The organism is Oceanospirillum maris DSM 6286, from assembly GCF_000422865.1.
GTDB lineage: Bacteria > Pseudomonadota > Gammaproteobacteria > Pseudomonadales > Halomonadaceae > Oceanospirillum > Oceanospirillum maris.
Window position 1 is genome coordinate 126,320 of the sequence record NZ_AUGW01000012.1, and the last position, 19,746, is coordinate 146,065.

Here is a 19,746-nt window from a genome sequence, read left to right on the forward strand (position 1 = left end):
CCATATCTCCCCATATCCCCCTATGAGAATACTCTTAACTGCATTTTTAACGGTTTACGAGAACAATCTAAATCGCGCCGGTGATAAAGGTTGTTGTTTTACGAATCTCTTTACCGCTGCCGTTAAAGACAAACTCAATCCGGTTATTAGACTGTTTTGCCTGACTACTACACACCCGATAAGCCCGCCAAGTGGCGTTATCATTACTTAGGTTAATCTCAGTTCTGCCGTGTAGCTGTAGCGCCTCAAGCCCTATAACATTAACGGTCAATGTGCCTAAGCTTGAATCAAAGTTTTCTACCTTCACTCGATATTGATTACAAAACGTATGCTGATCCAGCTTGGTATAAAGGTTTTGTCGGTCTCTGCGTACTTCAACCAACAGGTCGGTTGTGTTCATAAAACCGAATAAAACACCTGCAGCTGCCACTGTAACGACACCGGCATACCCTGCAAGCTTAGGTCTAAATAGACTTCGGGACTTCTGGCCTTCTAGCTGATGCTCAGAGGCAAAACGAATCAACCCCTTTGGCTTGCCTATTTTCAACATCACGTCATCACAAGCGTCAATGCAAGCACCACAGTCGATACACGCTGCTTGTAAGCCATCACGAATATCAATACCAACAGGGCACACTTGAACACAAATAGTACAGTCGATGCAGTCACCAGAGTTACCGTTCTCAGTTATGGCATCCGTTGCGATCATATTGTCTTTCAGTGCCGTATTATTGCCATAAGATTTGCTGTCATGGGGATTGCTATTACTCAGTTTTTTTCCACGCAGCCGGCGTGGTTCTCCTCGCTTAAAATCATAGCTTACGGTACGAGTATCAGAATCAAACATCACGCCTTGAAAGCGAGAATAAGGGCAAGCATGTAGACAGATCTGCTCTCTAACCAAGCCAGCGTTTAAATAGGTTAAAGCGGTCATGGTTATAATCCAGCCAGCCGTGGCCAAAGAGCTATTTAAAGTGAAAAGATCATAGACCAGTGCGCTGATAGGCGTGAAATAACCGGTGAAGGTTATAGCGGTAATTAAGGCCGCCGCCGCCCATAGAAAATGTTTGCTAATTCGGCGTAATAAACGGATGCCGGTTAGGGGCAGCTGATCATTTTTTGCCCGAATATTCGCTTTGCCTTCGGTTATTTGCTCTATTCGTATAAACAACCATGTCCAGATACTTTGGGGGCAGGCAAAACCGCACCATACACGTCCCCAAGCGACAGCCATAAAGAACAGCAAACACGCGCCAGCAATCATTAAGCCAGCCATAATGGGCAGGTCATGCCAAGAGACAACGCTACCAAATAGAAAGATCTTCCGCTCGGCAAATGAGAAAAAAAGCCAAGGCGTGCCATCAACCTGCACCCAAGCCAAAATAAAGAAAGCGCCAATAAGCGGCCAGCTGATTAATCGACGCAATGTCTGATAATAGCCCTCAATTAAGCGCACATGATATTTGGTTGGTTCGCTAAGTTGTATAAAGGGTGTTTTTGCCATGATAGAGATCCTCTAAGCTAGATTGAGCGCAGATTACTCCTAAGCCATAGTTAGTGACAGGCATAAAAAAATGAAAAATAATAGGCACAGATTAACCGTTATGACAAACTAACGACGATCAAAAGTCCCTATTGAGAACAGAAAGGCATAGGCTATGACCGAAGAGTTCCGATACCAGCAATTAGAGAAATGGTTACTAAAAGGATTACAGCAGCAACGCTGGCCATTAGGAGAGCGTCTGCCCTCTATTAGAACCCTATGTCAACTGCAACAAGTCTCCAAAGCGACGGTTCTACACGCCTATCAACGGCTGGAAGCAATGGGGTTAATCGAGTCTCGCCCTAAGATCGGTTACTTTGTTTTAAAACCTAATCAATATGATTTAGCCATACCCCAAACACGCGGAGAAGTACGCCCACCAGCACTGGCAACGATTAGTGAAGTCTTTACCGACATTATGACGCGAAGCGCAGCCTTTGATCTGCTATCCAATCAGATGCCAGCCAATCAAGACCTGTTAAATCAAGCACCATCAAGCCAAACCCCTGGCTTAACAGCCTTAAACCGCTCTATTGGTCGAGCCCTGCGCCGTCAACGAAGTGGACAATCGCAATATTATGACCCACCGACTGGGGATGAAGGTTTTCGAGAACAGCTCGCCTTGCATTATCAACGCCGAGGCTACGCCTGCCATCGAGATCAGTTTTGTGCCACCTCCGGTTGTCAAAATGCACTTTTTTTAGGGCTAATGGCAACCTGTAAGAAAGGCGATGTGGTGGCCGTGGAATCCCCCTGCTTCTACGGTATGCTGCAACTACTGGATCAATTAGAGCTGCAGGTTGTTGAGATTCCTAGCTCTGTTACCGAAGGCATGGATATGGTCGCCTTGGCTGAGGCATTAGAGCAATGGCCGATTCGTGCTTGCGTGGTCTCTCCAGCATTTTCAACGCCGACCGGCGCTTGTCTATCGGATACCGCACGGCGAACATTACTCAACTTAGCCGAACACTATGATTTAGCCATTATCGAAGATGATATCTATGCCGATACCAGTTTTAGCCAAGCACCGGAGCCTTTAAAAGCGTTGGATCAAAATCAGCGCGTGATATTGTGCAGCTCTTTTTCTAAAAGCCTTTCTCGGGATTTGCGCTTAGGCTGGATTGCTGGCGGTCGATGGCAGAGCAAAATTCAACGTATCAAATTGGTCACGCAGCTTGCCAGTAGCCGCTATTTACAACAAGGCGTCGCGGATTTTATGCAAGAAGGGGGGTATATGGCCCATATACGGCGTTATAAACTCGACCTAAGGCAACGCAGAGACCAGCTCCTACAGTTTTTACGCCATGATTGGCCGCCACATATCCGGTTTAGTCAGCCCAATGGAGGCTTGGCGCTTTGGTTAGAGCTAGAAGAGGATTACAACAGTTTGTCCGTCTACCGTAAGGCTCTATCCCAAGGCATTGTGATTACACCGGGGGCACTATTCTCCGTCTCAGGACAATACCATAACTGTTTGCGACTGAGTTTTGCCCATAACTGGACTCCCGCACGGATTAAAGCATTAAAACAATTGGCCCAGCTTTAACGGCTTTTATCGTATAACCCGCTTTAACGGCTTTTGCCGCATAAATAGAGACAAACCAATTTATCGAGCAACCCTTCCTGCTCAAGCTCAGAGATCACACGATTAAAGTCAGCTAATCGATGGGCTTGATTACGATGCAAACGAAAAGAGACAGGATCACTGGCATAGGGTAGTGATATTTTATAATTTAATTGATGACGACGCTGATAATACAGTGCCACGGACTCCGTCATCAGTCCAATTTCATTCCATCCACGGTGAACACGCTGAGCAATCTGCCATTGATTGGTGAAATCCTCTCGTACAAGATGCTCAGGTACGGGCCTGCCGCGCACTGCCGCAACCGTTTTACCTTTTAGATCCGGCAGAATAAAAATAGGAAATGACAGCTCGGGTCGATAGATAATAACATTGTTAACCACCCAAAATGACTGGGTAAACAGTGACAAACTCGACAATGTGGAATGCGGCGCATTTTGCTTTGACTCTTCCACAACCCCAACTTCAAGGTCAAGTTGACCAATCTCAAACTGACGAATTAACCGCGCTTGAGTCAAAGGTATAAACTCCAAGGTTACTTCTAGACGTTGAGCGATCATCCTTAAAATATCAGCATAGATCCCCCGAAAATGGCCATCAGTATCTTGCCAGAAAAAAGGGACAGCACCTGGCAATGGCATACCAACCCGCAAGCGAGGAGTATCATTCATAGGCTTAATTGCAGAGGTCTTATCCAAATCCGCCCCATTAACGGACAGAGTAAACCCCAGAAGCAACCACACTATAACCAAGCACAATATAATCCATTTGGCCCCGTAGGCATTATTCTTCAAAACCCTGTATTATCCTTACTCATAATATCAACGATCACTTTTGCAGCGCATTATCACTTATTTTATGCCAACAGCGACAGCATCTAGCAAGCTCCTAGAACCCATACTACAACTGGCTGGTCATTACACCTCATCCAGCGAGCCATCAACCGTTTTTGGGCAAAATAAAGCGAATGGCCAAGATAAAGGCCTAGACAATAAAGCCAATCTTCAAAAAGATATTTTAGCCGTGGCAGGGCTAACTCACACGGATTTTAGCCACCCCGATGCCCGCTTTCCTACGGCAAACTTCAGCACAGTCTTGTCACAACTGACTCGCGCCAGCGGCAACCCTCATATTTGTTTACGATTAGCCGAAGCGACACAACCTAGAATGCTCGGCTCAACCGGTTTTCTGATCTCTACCGCTGAAACCCTAGGCCAAGCCCTACATGTCTTGGAAGACTATCTGTCCATTCTTTATGAAGGCATCAACTTTACACTGGAACGAGGGCAGGAAACCTCTGAACTGGTGCTAAATACCCACAATGAGCCTAGAAATGTTATTGAGTTTTTTATTGCCTGCTTGATCAACTGGCCCCGCTGGCTGACAGGAAGCCAAATCCCTGTCAACCGAGTACAACTGGCATTTTCAGAGCCTGAACACGCCGCATCTTATCAGCAACTTTTTGCCGCAGAAGTATTTTTTAATGCCGATAGATACAGTATTCAGTTACCGACAGTCTATCTGGATCAACCCTGTACTGATGCCAATAGGGAGATGCACCAGCTCCATAAAGAGTTTGCCGATGGCGTACTCAGTAAGCGTCATCAAAAAACAGCCCTTGCTGCTCAAGTACGCTCTTTAATTCGCCTGCAACTGTTGAACCAAAACGAAGCGATAAAACGGGAAGATATCGCCCAGCAGCTCGGCTTAAGCTTACGGACCTTACAGCGCAAACTGGGTGAGCTAAATACTAACTTTCAAAGCCTTTATGATCAAAGCCGTAAAGCACTATGTTTGCAGCTTATCGACAAAGGAGCACTAAGCTTTGGTGAAGTCGCCTTTCAATTAGGGTTCTCCAATCAATCTGCCTTTCAGAAAGCCTTTAAACGCTGGATGGGGATGGCCCCTAGCCGCTACCGCGAACAGCGCCATGCAACCGTATCATCAATCGAGGCCGTCTCAACACAACCCCCTATTCTAGATACACCTCTTTTGGAGGCTAGCACTTCATCTAAAGAGATCGAATCTCAGGCTGATCAGTTTAAAATCGAGTTACTGCTTGAAAAGCTAGATGATACTTTACCCAGAAAAGATCAAGATCAGCGGTTCTATCTCTTTCAGTTACTGGAAAAGATTCTCGCCCTATTATCGTTACAACCTGACAATGAAATATTATTACCAAACAAGGACGATAGCGTCTTAGTGTTGCCTAAACTTGAGTATAAAAACCCGTTTGAATATGAAAACCAGCTTGCTGCACTAGAACGTATTAGCTTGCTAGCCCAGCGGGATGCCAAACCACTTTTATCCGCCTGCGCCATTAGCCAGATGACACTAATAAGCCTAAAGCGAGACCTACGATCAAAGGTAAATACCCCACCAGATAGACACCATGATCACGCCCAGTATGCCTATATAGGCTATGCATGGGTTGCTAACTGGTTTTTCGCCGATTATGCATTATCGGCCATCATGTTAAATCTCGGCTTACAGCAGAATAAAGACTTATATCCCGCAGGCCAAGATCACGAGAAAGAGAAAGAGAAAGACCAGGTCAAACAACAATTAAGCAGCCACTTGCGTCACTGCAGTCAAGTACAGCATTGGCTAGAACCCATCGCCAAGGTGATAGAAAAACTTCAGCAAACCGCCGAAGCATTCAACAAGACGAGTGACTGCCTACTCAATCACCAGCAACGCCTACTGTGTTATCAACTTAACACTCTTGCCGGTGGGCAATCATTAACGGATATCGCCCAACGCTGTGAAAAAGAATACCAACAGATAAGTCCTCAATACCCTTTGCAAGCCGAGCAATTAAAAGCAAGCGGTATGCAGCTTGCACTGTATTTACAAGGTAAAGTGCCTTTGCCATCCTCTTGTCTTTACCAAGATGCATGGCGGGGGACAGCGATTATACGAGCTGCTTTTTTACTTAATCATCAAGCATTATGGCCAGAACTGCTCCATTGGCAGGCACGGCTTGAAAGCGAGCTTCCAGGTTACTTTATCATTAGTGAAACACTTTTTTATATCGGCATGATGCGCTTAATATTATCGCAACAAGCGCTACAAAATAGCCCTAGACGACAGCGAATGATTGAGCAAATAGAAGCACGCTTTGCCTTATGGGCACAGCACTGCCCAGAGAACTTCTCAGGACAGTTACAACTGTTGCAAGCTGAAAAAAGTAGGCTAGAATTTCAACAGGAACACCAAGAGCCGCCTACTCATCATTACTACGAGAAAGCCCTTAAAACCTTTAACGTCAGCCCTTTTATACACCACAGAGCCTTGGCCTATGAGCGATACAGTAATTACCTCAACCAAGTGCAGCAAGATAGCCTAGCCATTTTTTGCCAGCAGGAAGCTAAACAGCTTTATCAATCATGGGGAGCGAGTGCTAAAGTGGCTCAGCTAGAACAATAAACCTCATAATCCATCCCCTCCTGGCTATAAATTGGTTTGGTTTGGTTTAATAGTAGCCTGACAATAAAGTTTACTGGCACAATATTGCCCCTCTACCACTTCATAAGTTAAGCGATAAAAAAATCTATGACGCCTTGGAAAATACTGGTTGTTGATGATGAAGAAGGTATTCACGGCATCACTCGGATGATCTTCCGTGATTACATGTTTGAGCAGCGCCCCATCGAATTAATTAGCGCGATGAGTAGCCTAGAAGCTCAGGAGAAATTACAACAGCACCCCGACATATCCTTGATTCTTTTGGATGTGGTGATGGAGTCTGAAAATGCAGGGCTGCATCTGGTCGAACATATTCGTCATCATTTACATAATACCGATGTGCGCATTATTTTACGCACAGGGCATCCTGGTTATGCGCCGGAAGCTCAGGTTATTATTCGTTATGATATTAATGATTATTTGAGCAAAGCAGAACTATCTGCCTCCAGATTACTGACTTCGGTTATTGTGGCTTTGCGCTCTTATCGGGATATTCAGCAGGCTCGTCAGCAAGCAAAACCCTCACCGGTGGAACCAAGCCCAGAACCTGCATTATTGGCCGCAGCAGTACCGAGGCTGAAACAACAGCTTAATTCGGCCTTAAAGCAAGGCCAGCGTCTCTGCCAGCTAGACTTAAACCCTGTCGCAACCAGCTTAGTACAGGATATTCAGGCCTACCACGCCAGATTAAGCAACAGTATTCGGCTACTGGCATTAGAGCCTCTGCCCGTAGACTTAGAAACTCAAACAAAGCATAAGCCTAGCCCGGTGGTGGCCAGTCGTTTGATGAATGATATCTTAGACGTTTTTTTACCATTAAGCCGGCAGGAAGGCTGGTTGCTTGATTACCGTTTAGCGCCAGAGCTATCTGATATCCTGATGATCGACCAAGCCTTAGTCAAAACATTGCTGATGACGGGCATAGAGTTGGCACTATTACAGGCTAAAGGGGAAGATATTAAGATCACGCTGCAGCATGGCGATAGCCCTCAACAACTGCAACTGCATATTGAGCAAAGTAGCGGACAACCAGTACTTGATCGCTCCCCGTGGGCACAGCATTTACGACAGAAGCTGCATCAGCTAACACAACAATTGCAGGGCCGTTTTATAGAAATTGATGAAGGCGGTGTGATCTGTTGCCAAATACAACTGGCTGATTAAATCACTTAACCAGCCAGTGAGTTCTTAGTCTAACTTTTTAACAGCATAACCGAGCAGCGAGCCCGTTCGGCAACTCTTGATGACACAGATCCTAGCAAGAATTCATCCAAGCGTGATCGGTGATGGGCTGCTAGCAAAACAAGGTCTATCCCTTCATGCTTAATATGGTGCAGAATATTTTCTGCAGGCGAGCCTTCATATACCTTAAGCACAACCTTAGCATCCGCAGGTACGTTCTCATTGGCTAAAACGTTGTCATGGGCAAACTGTTTAAGCTGAGCCGCAACTTTTTTTACCGCGTCGTGGTGATCATCCTCACTAAAATACCCCGCTACGATAGGATTGCCATAACCGGCAACAACTGTAATCAAATGCAGTTCAGCGTGATTATCAACGACTTCACGTATGGCCAGCTTAAGTGCCTGCTGGCTAAAATCCGACTCACCTAGATCAATCGGTACTAATACTTTATTAAACATCAGCTTGTCCCCTTTCCCCTATGGATGATTATCCTAAAAAAATGATCGCCCTAAAGATAACCCTGAACGATCAAAGAAGGAACCTATACAAGAATAGGCACGCCAAAGGCGCACCTACTCATATGGGCTTAAAGATAGACCTAAAGATAAATTTAAAAGAGTAAACCTATCCGGCTACTGCTTTTTGACCATCTTCTTTAGATTTATGCTCTTCTTCTTTTTTGCGGCGTCTTAGCTGCAATCCGCGAATCACAATTAATAATGCCAGTGCAGGAATAAAGATCAATTGATGCGGAGGCTGTGCTTGGGGTACCTGAACCCCTGTCACGACCTGATCAAAGGCTAATCCTGCTTTTTCTGCGGCACTATCAAAGCCGACAAAATCAACCACTAAACGATTATCATCGTTAAGAAACTCGATCCCTGTATTCGCTAAACGATCGACTCCAGTAGCGCCTTCAGCAAGAGCTAGATGGGTAACAAATGAGCGCGCATTACCAACGCCATCAAAGCCATCAATCCAGAATCGTAGCTCAGTACCAGCCTCAACCTGATCCATGGTTGAAACAACCGAAGAAGGCTCTACCATCTGATAAGGCTCAACAATACGATCCATCCAGAAACCTGGGCGGAACAGTGAGAAAGCGATCAATAGCAGCAATATTGTTTCATACCAGCGATTACGGCTAAAGAAGTAGCCTTGAGTGGCGGCTGTAAATACCAACATCGCAATCGTTGCCACAATAAAGACTTGTATCCCCTCGACCCATGTCACATCGATCAACAAAAGATCGGTGTTAAAGATAAAGAGGAAAGGCAGCGCTGCGGTTCTTAAGCTATAGGAAAAAGCAACAAAGCCGGTGCGAATCGGATCACCACCTGAAACCGCTGCCGCAGCAAAAGAGGCTAAGCCAACCGGTGGCGTCACATCCGCCATAATCCCGAAATAGAACACAAACAGGTGAACCGCAATTAAAGGTACGATTAAGCCCGCTTCTTGCCCTAAAGAGATCACAACAGGTGCTAACAACGAGGACACCACAATATAGTTAGCCGTCGTTGGCAGTCCCATACCTAGGATCAAGCTTAGGATCGCCGTTAATAGCAACATCAGTAACAGGTTACCCATTGAGAGCACCTCAACCAAATCCGCTAACACAGACCCCACACCGGTTTGTGATACCGCACCCACGATAATACCCGCCGTTGCCGTAGCAATACCGATGCCAATCATGTTCCGTGCGCCGGTGATTAAACCATCAATCAGCTCGTTAAAACCCTGGCGAATCGGCCCATCAAATAGATCTTCCTTGCGGAAAAAGGCCATTAGAGGACGCTGGGTTAACAAGATAAAGATCATTAATACCGTTGCCCAAAAAGCAGATAGCCCAGGGGACAAGCGTTCAACCATTAAACACCAAACCAGAACGACAACCGGTAGTAAAAAGTGCAAACCTGATTTAACCGTAGCGCCCACTTCCGGTAGCGCCAGCATGGGTTCGTTAGGATCATCCAGTTTTAGGTCAGGCCCCATTGCCGCTAATCGCACCAGAGCAGCATACGCAGCCATCAGTAAGATGCTAATCACAATACCGGCATAGGCACCAAAGGCAGGCTTGATCCATCCAATACCGTAATAAACCCCACCGGCGATAGCACAAGTGACTAAGAAACCGCTAAGCAGCCCAATTAAACGCAAGTGCCAAGGCTTAACAACCCCTTGACGAGGCAGGCCTTTCATATCTTGCTTTAAGGCTTCTAAGTGTACGATATAGATCAAAGCAATATAGGAAATTAATGCGGGTAGAAAAGCGTGCGTAATCACCTGTACATAGGAGATACCGACATATTCCACCATCAAAAAGGCCGCTGCACCCATCACAGGAGGCATAATCTGCCCATTAACAGATGAAGCCACTTCTACCGCACCGGCTTTTTCAGATGAGAAACCCACGCGTTTCATCATCGGAATCGTAAAAGTACCCGTGGTAACAACATTGGCAATTGATGATCCTGAGATCAAGCCCGTTAAACCTGACGATACCACGGCTGCTTTTGCTGGGCCGCCACGCATATGGCCCAATAGTGAGAAAGCCACCTGAATAAAGTAGTTACCGGCACCGGCCTTATCCAGTAGAGCGCCAAACAGCACAAACAAAAAGACAAAACTTGAAGAGACCCCAAGGGCAATACCAAAAACCCCTTCGGTCGTCAGCCATTGATGGTTCAATAACTGTTCTAGATCGACCCCTTTATGAGCAATGATCTCTGGCATATACGCTCCCCCAAGGGAGTAAACCAAAAACACCATCGCCACAATCATCAATGGCGGCCCTAAGGTACGTCGCGTTGCTTCAAGTAACAGCACAAGCCCAACAACCGATGCCACAATATCTTGAGTATTCGGCAGACCAGGGCGTGAAGCCAGTTGTTCATAGAAAAGGAACAGGTAAGACGCGCCTAACGCTGCCAATAAAGATAGAACAAAATCAAGCGTAGGAATTCTATCGCGGGGCGAATGGGCCAGCGCAGGATAAGCGGTAAAGGCTAGAAATATTGCAAAACCTAAATGCAAAGCCCGAACTTCTGTATCATTAAAGATGCCAAAACTGCCTATTAATGGCCAATCATAAAACGGTAATGGTGAGGCGATCCATAATTGAAATAGTGACCATATTAATGCAACAGTCAATAAAAGCTTTCCCTGCCAACCACCAGGAATACGAGCGCCGGTATCGTTAGCCGATACCATATCCTGTAGCTCTTTTTCGTCCACGGTAACTGGAGTGTCATCCGCACTGCTGTGGTGACGTGTCATATCAGCTCCTTAAAACAGATGAGGCTTAGGCTAGAAGAAAGGCTAAAAGCCCTCAACAATAAAAAAGCCCTCGGCAATCAGTCATTGAACACTGAGCCTAATAGCCAAGGGTTAATAAAAAAGATAGCTCAAAAAAAGATAGGACGTTAGAAAACGCACTCAGGCACCAACATAGGTGCCTGAGTGGTTAAAAATTGCAGGAATTACATCCAACCGCGCTCTTTGTAGTAACGGATCGCACCTTCATGAAGGGGAGCTGATAGACCATCAGAAATCATTGTCTTAGGATCTAGGTTAGCAAATGCAGGGTGCAAACGCTTAAAACGGTCAAAGTTATCAAATACGGCTTTAACAACATGATAAACCGTATCAGCATCAACATTGGCGGACGTTACCATTGTTGCGGCGTTACCAAAAGTTGTTACATCACTGTCGGTACCGTTGTACATGCCACCTTTGATCGTTGCTTTCGCATAGAACGCATTGTTATCAATCAGTTTAGAGATAACGGGGCCTGTTACCGGAATCACTTTTGCGTCACAAGATGTGGTCGCTTCTTTGATCGCACCAGATGGGTGACCAACAGAGTACAGCATGGCATCAATTTTGTTATCGCAAAGCGCTTGAGCTTGCTCAGACGCTTTTAGCTCTGCCGCTAGCTTAAAGGTGTCTTTATCCCAGCCTTTCTCAGCCATGATAAGTTCCATCGTACCACGGGTACCAGAACCTGGATTTTGAAGGTTAACGCGCTTACCCGCTAGGTCATCAAAATGCTCAATGCCGGAATCAGCACGGGCAACAACAGTAAAGGGTTCATTATGTACAGAGAACAGAGCACGTAGTTCTTTAAATGGCCCTTGCTGCTTAAATGAATCATGTTTTTGACCATTTAGCGCGTAATACTGCCAATCAGACTGAGCCAAGCCCATATCTTGCTGACCTTGGCGAATGGCGTTGATATTAGCAACAGAACCGCCGGTTGAAGGCGCAGTACACTTGATACCATGATCACTGGTGCCACGGTTTACTAGGCGGCACATAGATTGGCCAACCACGTAATAAACGCCAGTTTGACCACCCGTACCAATCGTCACAAACGTTTGGTCAGCACTAGCCGTCGCGGGCGTTAATGCGGCGGCAAGACCCATAGCGGAAAGCAATACAGAAGTCGCAAATTTAGTCTTAAGAGACATTGTTTTTGAAAACATAGTAACCCTTCTTATCATTATTATCCCTTAAGCGGGAATCGATTTTTATAAACAGCTAAACTCGGCAAAAGACTTTTTCGGTAGTGCTAAGACACCACTGCAGCTTGCTTGCTAATACGGTCTTAATTAGCGGTATTAAACCCTACCGAAACTATAAATCTTGGCCGGCCTCCCCTGGTGCGCTCTAGGAGGTCAAACTAAGGTACTGCAAAGTGTTGTTACGGTCGGCCTTTTTTCATGCCAATAAAACCTCCTTCCGTGCCAAAAAAGACACAATCATTTCACTTTATAAAAAAATTACTGACAATGCGTTACGAAATACACCAACAGACCATCCAGAGCCACCCAAGAATAATAGATGAGACAAGGCCTTTTATAATGCAGCGTATTAAAGCGTTTTATCGTCAAAACCCCTTGGGACTACGTCTTTTAACGTCTATTCTGATCTACAGCTCTTTGATCACTTTATTTGCCACAGGTGTTCAGCTTTGGTCAGACTATCGCTATGAACGCTCTGCTATTGATGAGCGGTTACGACAAATTGAAAACAGCTCAATCAGAAGTCTTTCTAACAGCCTTTGGGAGATCAATCCTGCACAAGTACAAGTTCAACTAGAGGGCTTGTTACAACTGCCAGATGTGCGCTATTTAGAGATTAGCTCTCCCTATGGCGAACTCTTTTTTGCCGGTAAAAAACCTAAATCCAGTCAACTACTCAAGCGTTATTACACGTTAGAACACGATGATTACAGCGGTAAAACCATTATCGTTGGCAAGCTAACCCTAATCGTTAGTTTGGATGAAGTGTATCGCCGTCTTGCAAATAAAATCCTGCTTATCTTAGCTTCACAGGGTGTAAAAACTTTTTTAGTTTCGGTTTTTATTCTTATTATTTTTCATCAGTTTATTACCCGTCATTTAAGCGCTATGGCCCGTTACGCCCGCCGTTTAAAACTGGATAAATTGGACAAACCGCTAATATTAAATCGCCAGTATGAGAAAGATGATGAGCTAAATGATGTGGTTATCGCCATTAACGCCATGCGACGCTCCATGATGAAAGATATGCAAAAGCGCCAGCAAGCAGAGCAGGATCTGGCGGATGCAAACCAACAATTAGAAGCGTTAAACACAGAATTAGAACAGCGGGTTATCGAACGTACAACTCAGTTAAACGAACGCAGCGCAGAGCTAGAAAGCCGCAATAAAGAGCTACAAGATACCCTTATTGCCTTGCAATCAACCCAGAAACAGCTCGTCGAATCAGAAAAGATGGCGGCATTGGGTGAGCTTGTCGCTGGGGTCGCCCATGAGATCAATACCCCCATTGGCATCGGCTTTACTGCCGCGACCTATCTATCCGATCAAGTTAGAAAGATTCAGCCTCAAGGGCTATCGTCAGAAGAGGCTCGTCTACTAAACCTAACCCTTGAAGGTAGCGAGTTAATCTGTAAAAACTTAGAGCGGGCCGCCCAGCTGATTCGAGCCTTTAAACAAGTTTCCGTAGATCAATCCAGCGAGCAAAGCCGTCGCTTTGATCTAATCAGTTACCTCAATGAAATTCTGTTATCCCTACAGCCCCGACTTAAAACCAGCCGACCCAGCATTGATATCCAAGGCCCAAGCCAACTGATCATTGACAGCTACCCTGGTAGCTATTATCAAATTTTCAGCAACTTGATTATCAACTCGATCATTCATGGCTTCGAGCATCAAACCGGTGGTGAAATCATTATTAAAATCAGTTTATTACAGACCACAGCCAACACCACCACAACCGTGCAGGAACAAGAAAAAGCCAGCCATATACAGATCGACTATTTTGATAACGGCAAAGGTATCACCGAAGACTGGCATAGCAAGCTGTTCCAACCTTTTGTAACCTCTAAACGGCATTTGGATTGTAGCGGCCTAGGTATGCATATTACTTACAATATTGTCAGCCAATTATTGCAAGGACAGATTCAGAGCCTGGCTATTCAAAAAGAATCTAATCTATCAGGGGCGCATTTTCGTATAACGCTACCAGTATCACTGCTACCTATTTGAAGCCAATTATTTAAGCCAACCCTGCTCTTTAAAATAACGCCGTGCCCCAGGATGCAGCGGTGCAGCCAAGGGAACTTGAGCCATGGATTCCGCTTTTAGCCCTGAAAATGCAGGATGCAGTGTTTGGAAATGTGCAAACTGTTCAAATAATGATTGAACAATGGCGTAAGCGGCATCATCGGGTAGGTCAGCCCGAGTAAATAGAATAGCATTCACACCTGCCGTTAACACATCCGCTTGATGGGTTGAGTATGTAGAGCCGGGCAACGTCAAAACCTGATAATGATGACTGAATTTCACCAACACCTGAGCATCACGCTTTTCTAGCCCCACAAGCTGACTGTTACAATCCCTAATCGCCTCTTTAATGGCACCACTGGGATGCCCTACCACATAAAGCGTCGCATCAATTCGGTTATCGCACAGCGCATTGGCCTGCTCTGCTGGCGCAAGCGCTTCATAGTGAGAGAAATCTGACTGTTGCCAGCCTCGGGCTTTCATTAAAATATCCAGTGTTACCCGCTGGCTACCACCTTTTGTACCGATATTAACCCGCTTGTGTTTAAGGTCTGCAAAACTCCGAATCCCAGAATCACGCCGAGCCAGTATTGAAATATACTCAGGAAACAACCCAACCAAAGTTCTTAGATTGGGCGCGGGCTGACTAAAAACACCACGTCCTTTGAAACCACTTTCTAACTGCCCTGCCTCTGCCACACCTAAATCTAAGTCACCAGAAATGACATCTTGGATATTTGCCACAGAGCCCAAAGTGCTACGTAGCGCACAGTGCATACCATGTTTTTCACGGTTTAGATTAACCAACCGGCAAATCGCACCACCGGCTGGATAATAAAGTCCCGTTACCCCCCCAGTACCTAAGGTTAAAATACGATTGTCTGCTTGGACGAAAAAAGCCGTTAAAACCAGAAAAGAACTAAGACATAAACGTAAGAAAACCCCGAGATAAAAACAGTGACTACCCCACATAGCGGGTCTCTTTAAACATTTATTCATCCTGTGCATAGGCTGCTATATCACCGGCTAAGAGCTGCTTCTAGCTCTTCAATACTAATGCCTTTTGCCTGTATTTGATGGGCTAAATCCCGAATATCTTCTTGATGCTTTTGCTCTAACGCTTTTTGGCAGTCTTCGATCAATAGCGCAATCTGTTTCTTGGATAACGCTTTGATAGCAGCTAAACGCTTATGGGGCTTTTCATCGAGTAACTGCGGTAAAAAGTCTTTTGATTCAGCTATAACCTCGGCCACATTTTTAGCGACAGTGTTTTTAGCAACTGAGTCTTTAACAACTGAATGGCTAACATGATCCAAGGAAACAACACCACTCGAAGATCTGTTACTACCGGTCAAATCATCAGAAGATAAATCCTCAACGGCACTATCATCAACTTTATCTTTAGCAGAAATAGTGGAGGCCGGTTCTAAGCTAGAGTGCTCAAGCGGCTCTAAGTCAGAATGCTCTGCCGGTGCTTGATCTCGCCCTAAGCTTTGATAGTGAGCCATTGATGGCAACATAAAGTTAAGGTTTTCTTCTATCTGCTTCTTAGATTTATTAATCATTCCTGGTGGAATAAACTCGTTATTAGTTCTTGATTTTAATACTCGCTCGATTTCACTTTTTATTAAGTTTTTACGAAACTCACGCACAACGTCACCCTCACTATCAAAGTCTGCCGCAAGAAAAGCTTGGAACTCATCTTTTTTGATTTTATCGATTGAATTACGATGCTTTTTAATGATGGTACGCACACTTTTATCCATCATTTCCTGTAGCGCCTGCCTAGCGGCGGACTTCTCCGCTGATTCAGGAAGACTCTCATCAACCGGAGTAGGCTGCTCCTCAACCTCAATCCGTTTTAGCTCCCCTCTTATATCAGACATAATATTTTCATAAGAACGGCGATCAGAAGGAGTGGAGCTGGTGAAGAAAACTCGATCAACACCTTTAATTTTAATCTGCAGGTGATTGTTACTCGACTTTTCATAGGTAAAAGGCAAATCACCAACAAGGTCGGCAACCCCTTTAATCACTCGCTTTTGATAATTACTATAAGCCCTAAGATGACTAGACATGACGTTTCCTTACTTTCTGTTAATACTGAGACTCATATAAAGACCCCCAGAAAATATCATTATTATTATTCCATCAGACGATTTTATCGCCCGTCAACAGCAGTGTAATGCAGCATCCTCGAGCGCACAAATTATCAATCATCTCAAGCACCTTGATGCCAAAAGCTTAGGATAATGCGTCACTATTTGGACATAAAAAAATAGAAAAGCTATGACATAGCTAAAGGCATTTCAAACAAATCAGAATAAATGCTTAAACCATATTAAAAACTATAGGCGAAAAAACATTAACTTTGCCGTAACAGGTTATCTGAAATACAAGAAAGAGCTCAGGCTTAGCACTATTAAGAAACGCTTAAAACTTTGAAATATTTGAAATAGAAATAGGAAGAAAAAATAAGGGAAAACAACGGGAAGAAAGAAATGACAGACACAAAAAAAGCGCTAAATGCGCTTATTTGATAAATAATATGTTCTTTGGAGATTAGACTGTCTTGGATGGCTAGATACAGTCAAATGGTGCCCGGAGCCGGAATCGAACCGGCACGGTGTTTCCACCGAGGGATTTTAAGTCCCTTGCGTCTACCAATTTCGCCATCCGGGCTAATTGGTGTTATAAATAACACGACAATTCATACTAACAACAACTACAGACTACTATGTCGAGAAATGGAGGCCGAGGTCGGAATCGAACCGGCGTACACGGAGTTGCAGTCCGCTGCATGACCACTCTGCCACTCGGCCTATTTCTCAAAATTAAGCTGGAGCGGGAAACGAGATTCGAACTCGCGACCCCAACCTTGGCAAGGTTGTGCTCTACCAACTGAGCTATTCCCGCTGAACTTGGGACGTATTATATATAAAATTTTTCCTCCGTCAACTATTTTTTTCACAACTTTTTGTTTTCATTACAGTTATCACGCTTAACACAGATAAAACCTTCCTAGAAAGGGCTACATACCTGACTTTAAATCAGGCCAAGCGGCCTTCAAATACTGCACCATCGACCAAATGGTGAGTATAACCGCACCATAAAGCAACACCATGCCGACCAAGGCAATATCGGTTCCTGGCTCCTGGCTAAGCAAAACAAAGATCGATAGCATCTGTAATGAGGTTTTAGCTTTACCTATCATAGAAACAGCAATACTTCCTCGCTTACCTAATTCTGCCATCCACTCTCTGAGTGCCGATATCACAATCTCACGGCCAATAATAATGAGCGCCGGCAGCGTCATCCAAACACTGGCATGAGCATCAATCAAAAGCCCTAGAGCCACGGAGACCATTAACTTATCAGCGACAGGATCTAAAAAAGCGCCGAAGGGTGTTGATTGATTTAACCGTCGCGCTAGAAAACCATCAAGCCAATCCGTCCAAGCGGCTAAGGCAAAGATACCAGAGGCGATGTACAAGTTGTTTTCAATAGGTAGATAAAAAACAGCCACAATCAATGGAATAAAGGCGATACGTAATGCGGTAAGGATATTGGGTAACTTCATCAATCCAACTACTGTTCAGGGTGTAAGTGAAAATAGATCTGTTCGGCAAGAGATACACTGATACCGGAAACTTTACTGAGCTCCTGTATACTGGCATCTAATGCCTCTTTCTGACCACCAAAGTGTCTTAAAATAGCTTGTCTTCGTTTTGGCCCGATCCCCGGTATAGACTCGAAGCGTGATGTTCGCCGAGTATGATCCCGTCTCTGCCGATGGCTCACAATGGCGAATCTATGGGCCTCATCCCTAACCTGTTCAATCAAATGTAATGCTTTAGAATCCGAATTAAGGTCTATCACTTGATCATTTGTTTCAAGGTAGAGTGTCTCAAAGCCTTGTTTTCGGGTCGTTCCTTTCGAGACGGCCAGAAGAATAACATCTGAAATACATAATTCATTAAAAACTTCACGGGCCTGCTTAAGCTGACCTTTACCACCGTCTAACACGAGGATGTCGGGCTTTTTGCCTTCACCGGCTTTTAAGCGTTTATAGCGCCGGATTAAGGCCTGTCGCATGGCGGCATAATCATCTCCAGGCGTTATATTCTCAATATTAAATTTCCGATAGTCACTTTTTATGGGGCCATCTAACCCTAAAACAACACAGGACGCGACAGTAGCTTCTCCAGAGCTGTGGCTAATATCAAAACATTCTAGACGTTCAGGCTTTTGCTCTAAACCTAAGGCCAGCTTCAAGGCTTTAAAGCGACCTTCCATCGAACCTTTTCGCCCCAGATGACTAATCAGTGCCTGCTCGGCATTTGTTGTCGCAAGTTGCAACCAACGTGAGCGGTGTGACCGTACTTGAGATGATACCGAAACGCGTTTTTTATAAAGCGTAAGCAAAGCTTCAACAAAAGCCGCACTGTCTTCTAAGGCAAGGTTGCTAATAATCTCAGCTGGTAGCTCTCGAGTACCCGAGCCAAGATAAAACTGGTGGATAAAAGCTTGCAAAGTCTCAGCTTCAATATCAGAGATATGATCCGCTGGGAAATAATGCCTAGAACCAAGTACTCGCCCCCCTCGTACAAACAGTACCGAGATGGCTAGACCGCCAGGACGTGACACAAGAGAAAAAACATCAGCGTCACCTTGTTCTCCGTATACATATTGTTGTTCTTGAATTTTACGCAGCTGAATAAGCTGGTCACGAATATGCGCGGCTTGCTCAAAATCTAACGCTGCGGCAGCTTGATCCATTTCATCCTGTAGATCATGCAACAGTTCTACACTTCGGCCCTTAAGAAAAAGTACAGCGCGCTGCACATCTTCTTGATAGGCGGCCTGACTGATAAGGTCGACACAGGGAGCGCTACAACGCTCTATTTGGTGCTGAAGGCAGGGGCGGCTTCGGTGTCTAAAGAAGTTATCATCACACTGGCGGAGCCGAAAAACTCTATGTAGCAGGTTTAAGGTTTCTTTAACCGCGTTTGTGTTCGGATATGGGCCAAAATATTGCCCTGTACGGCGCTTCTTGCCACGACTGTATTCAATCTGAGGGTACTCACCTGAACTAAGATAAATATAAGGATAAGATTTATCATCACGCATTAAGATATTAAAAGGTGGCCGGTGCTGCTTAATTTGTGTTTGCTCGAGTAAAAGCGCTTCGATTTCGCTGCTGGTAACCGTAAATTCAACACGATCAATCTGTTCAACTAGAGCCTGTGTTTTTAGGCTTAAACCGCTGCTTCTAAAATAACTACTAACACGATTTTTAAGATTTTTGGCTTTGCCGACATAAAGCAACGTGCCTTCGCCATTGTACATGCGATAGACACCAGGATGCTTAGAGAGTGTTTTTAAAAAAAATTTGGCGTCAAACTCAGACATTA

Annotated in this window: 13 protein-coding genes and 3 tRNA genes; 4 read left to right on the forward strand and 12 right to left on the reverse strand. The window is 44.9% G+C overall.

Translation table 11 applies throughout. The features are described from left to right. Positions 1-67: 67 nt before the first annotated feature. Entirely contained in the window at positions 68-1,504 is a 1,437-nt protein-coding gene (gene ccoG / locus G517_RS0105330) for a cytochrome c oxidase accessory protein CcoG (RefSeq protein ID WP_028303558.1), read from the reverse strand. Between the two features lie 154 nt (positions 1,505-1,658). On the opposite strand from ccoG, the gene G517_RS0105335 reads away from it, so the two are divergent. Next, positions 1,659-3,089 (forward strand): aminotransferase-like domain-containing protein, encoded by a 1,431-nt coding sequence (locus G517_RS0105335; RefSeq protein ID WP_028303559.1) that lies wholly within the window; start codon positions 1,659-1,661, stop codon positions 3,087-3,089. Between the two features lie 23 nt (positions 3,090-3,112). Here the strand turns inward: G517_RS0105335 and G517_RS17880 are convergent, their stop codons facing one another. Next, on the reverse strand, positions 3,113-3,826 hold the full coding sequence (locus G517_RS17880) for a substrate-binding periplasmic protein (protein WP_245543197.1): 714 nt from the start codon (positions 3,824-3,826) through the stop codon (positions 3,113-3,115). 136 nt (positions 3,827-3,962) lie between these two features. On the opposite strand from G517_RS17880, the gene G517_RS0105345 reads away from it, so the two are divergent. Next, the gene (locus G517_RS0105345; protein WP_028303560.1) at positions 3,963-6,557 is read left to right on the forward strand and encodes an AraC family transcriptional regulator; all 2,595 of its coding nucleotides are present in this window, start codon (positions 3,963-3,965) and stop codon (positions 6,555-6,557) included. Positions 6,558-6,683: 126 nt separating this feature from the next. Continuing rightward, complete coding sequence (locus G517_RS19980; protein ID WP_051206097.1) at positions 6,684-7,760, forward strand: response regulator; 1,077 nt, start codon at positions 6,684-6,686, stop codon at positions 7,758-7,760. Positions 7,761-7,789: 29 nt separating this feature from the next. Here the strand turns inward: G517_RS19980 and G517_RS0105355 are convergent, their stop codons facing one another. The 3 genes from G517_RS0105355 to G517_RS0105370 form a co-directional block, all read right to left on the reverse strand. Then, positions 7,790-8,239 carry a universal stress protein gene (locus G517_RS0105355; protein ID WP_028303561.1) on the reverse strand — a complete coding sequence of 150 codons (450 nt, stop codon included), beginning with the start codon at positions 8,237-8,239 and terminating at the stop codon, positions 7,790-7,792. A gap of 166 nt (positions 8,240-8,405) precedes the next feature. After that, positions 8,406-11,057: a TRAP transporter permease gene (locus tag G517_RS0105365; protein ID WP_051206099.1), complete on the reverse strand. Its 2,652-nt coding sequence runs from the start codon at positions 11,055-11,057 to the stop codon at positions 8,406-8,408. 203 nt (positions 11,058-11,260) lie between these two features. Beyond that, positions 11,261-12,265: a TAXI family TRAP transporter solute-binding subunit gene (locus G517_RS0105370; protein ID WP_245543198.1), complete on the reverse strand. Its 1,005-nt coding sequence runs from the start codon at positions 12,263-12,265 to the stop codon at positions 11,261-11,263. 378 nt (positions 12,266-12,643) lie between these two features. On the opposite strand from G517_RS0105370, the gene G517_RS0105375 reads away from it, so the two are divergent. Beyond that, positions 12,644-14,314 (forward strand): sensor histidine kinase, encoded by a 1,671-nt coding sequence (locus G517_RS0105375; protein WP_051206101.1) that lies wholly within the window; start codon positions 12,644-12,646, stop codon positions 14,312-14,314. 6 nt (positions 14,315-14,320) lie between these two features. On the opposite strand, the gene G517_RS0105380 is transcribed toward G517_RS0105375, so the two are convergent. The 7 genes from G517_RS0105380 to uvrC all read right to left on the reverse strand — a co-directional run bounded on the left by G517_RS0105380 (position 14,321) and on the right by uvrC (position 19,744). Then, positions 14,321-15,304: a TAXI family TRAP transporter solute-binding subunit gene (locus G517_RS0105380; RefSeq protein ID WP_028303565.1), complete on the reverse strand. Its 984-nt coding sequence runs from the start codon at positions 15,302-15,304 to the stop codon at positions 14,321-14,323. 47 nt (positions 15,305-15,351) lie between these two features. Next, positions 15,352-16,410, reverse strand: coding sequence for a hypothetical protein (locus G517_RS0105385; RefSeq protein WP_028303566.1), 1,059 nt, complete (start codon positions 16,408-16,410; stop codon positions 15,352-15,354). Between the two features lie 517 nt (positions 16,411-16,927). Further along, positions 16,928-17,014, reverse strand: a tRNA-Leu gene (locus G517_RS0105390). A 66-nt stretch (positions 17,015-17,080) separates the two neighbouring features. Beyond that, positions 17,081-17,154 (reverse strand) — tRNA-Cys (locus G517_RS0105395). Positions 17,155-17,172: 18 nt separating this feature from the next. Further along, positions 17,173-17,248 (reverse strand) — tRNA-Gly (locus G517_RS0105400). A 115-nt stretch (positions 17,249-17,363) separates the two neighbouring features. After that, positions 17,364-17,912, reverse strand: a complete 549-nt coding sequence (pgsA, locus tag G517_RS0105405) for a CDP-diacylglycerol--glycerol-3-phosphate 3-phosphatidyltransferase (RefSeq protein WP_028303567.1) — start codon at positions 17,910-17,912, stop codon at positions 17,364-17,366. Positions 17,913-17,920: 8 nt separating this feature from the next. Beyond that, on the reverse strand, positions 17,921-19,744 hold the full coding sequence (gene uvrC / locus G517_RS0105410; RefSeq protein WP_028303568.1) for an excinuclease ABC subunit UvrC: 1,824 nt from the start codon (positions 19,742-19,744) through the stop codon (positions 17,921-17,923). Positions 19,745-19,746: the final 2 nt, after the last annotated feature.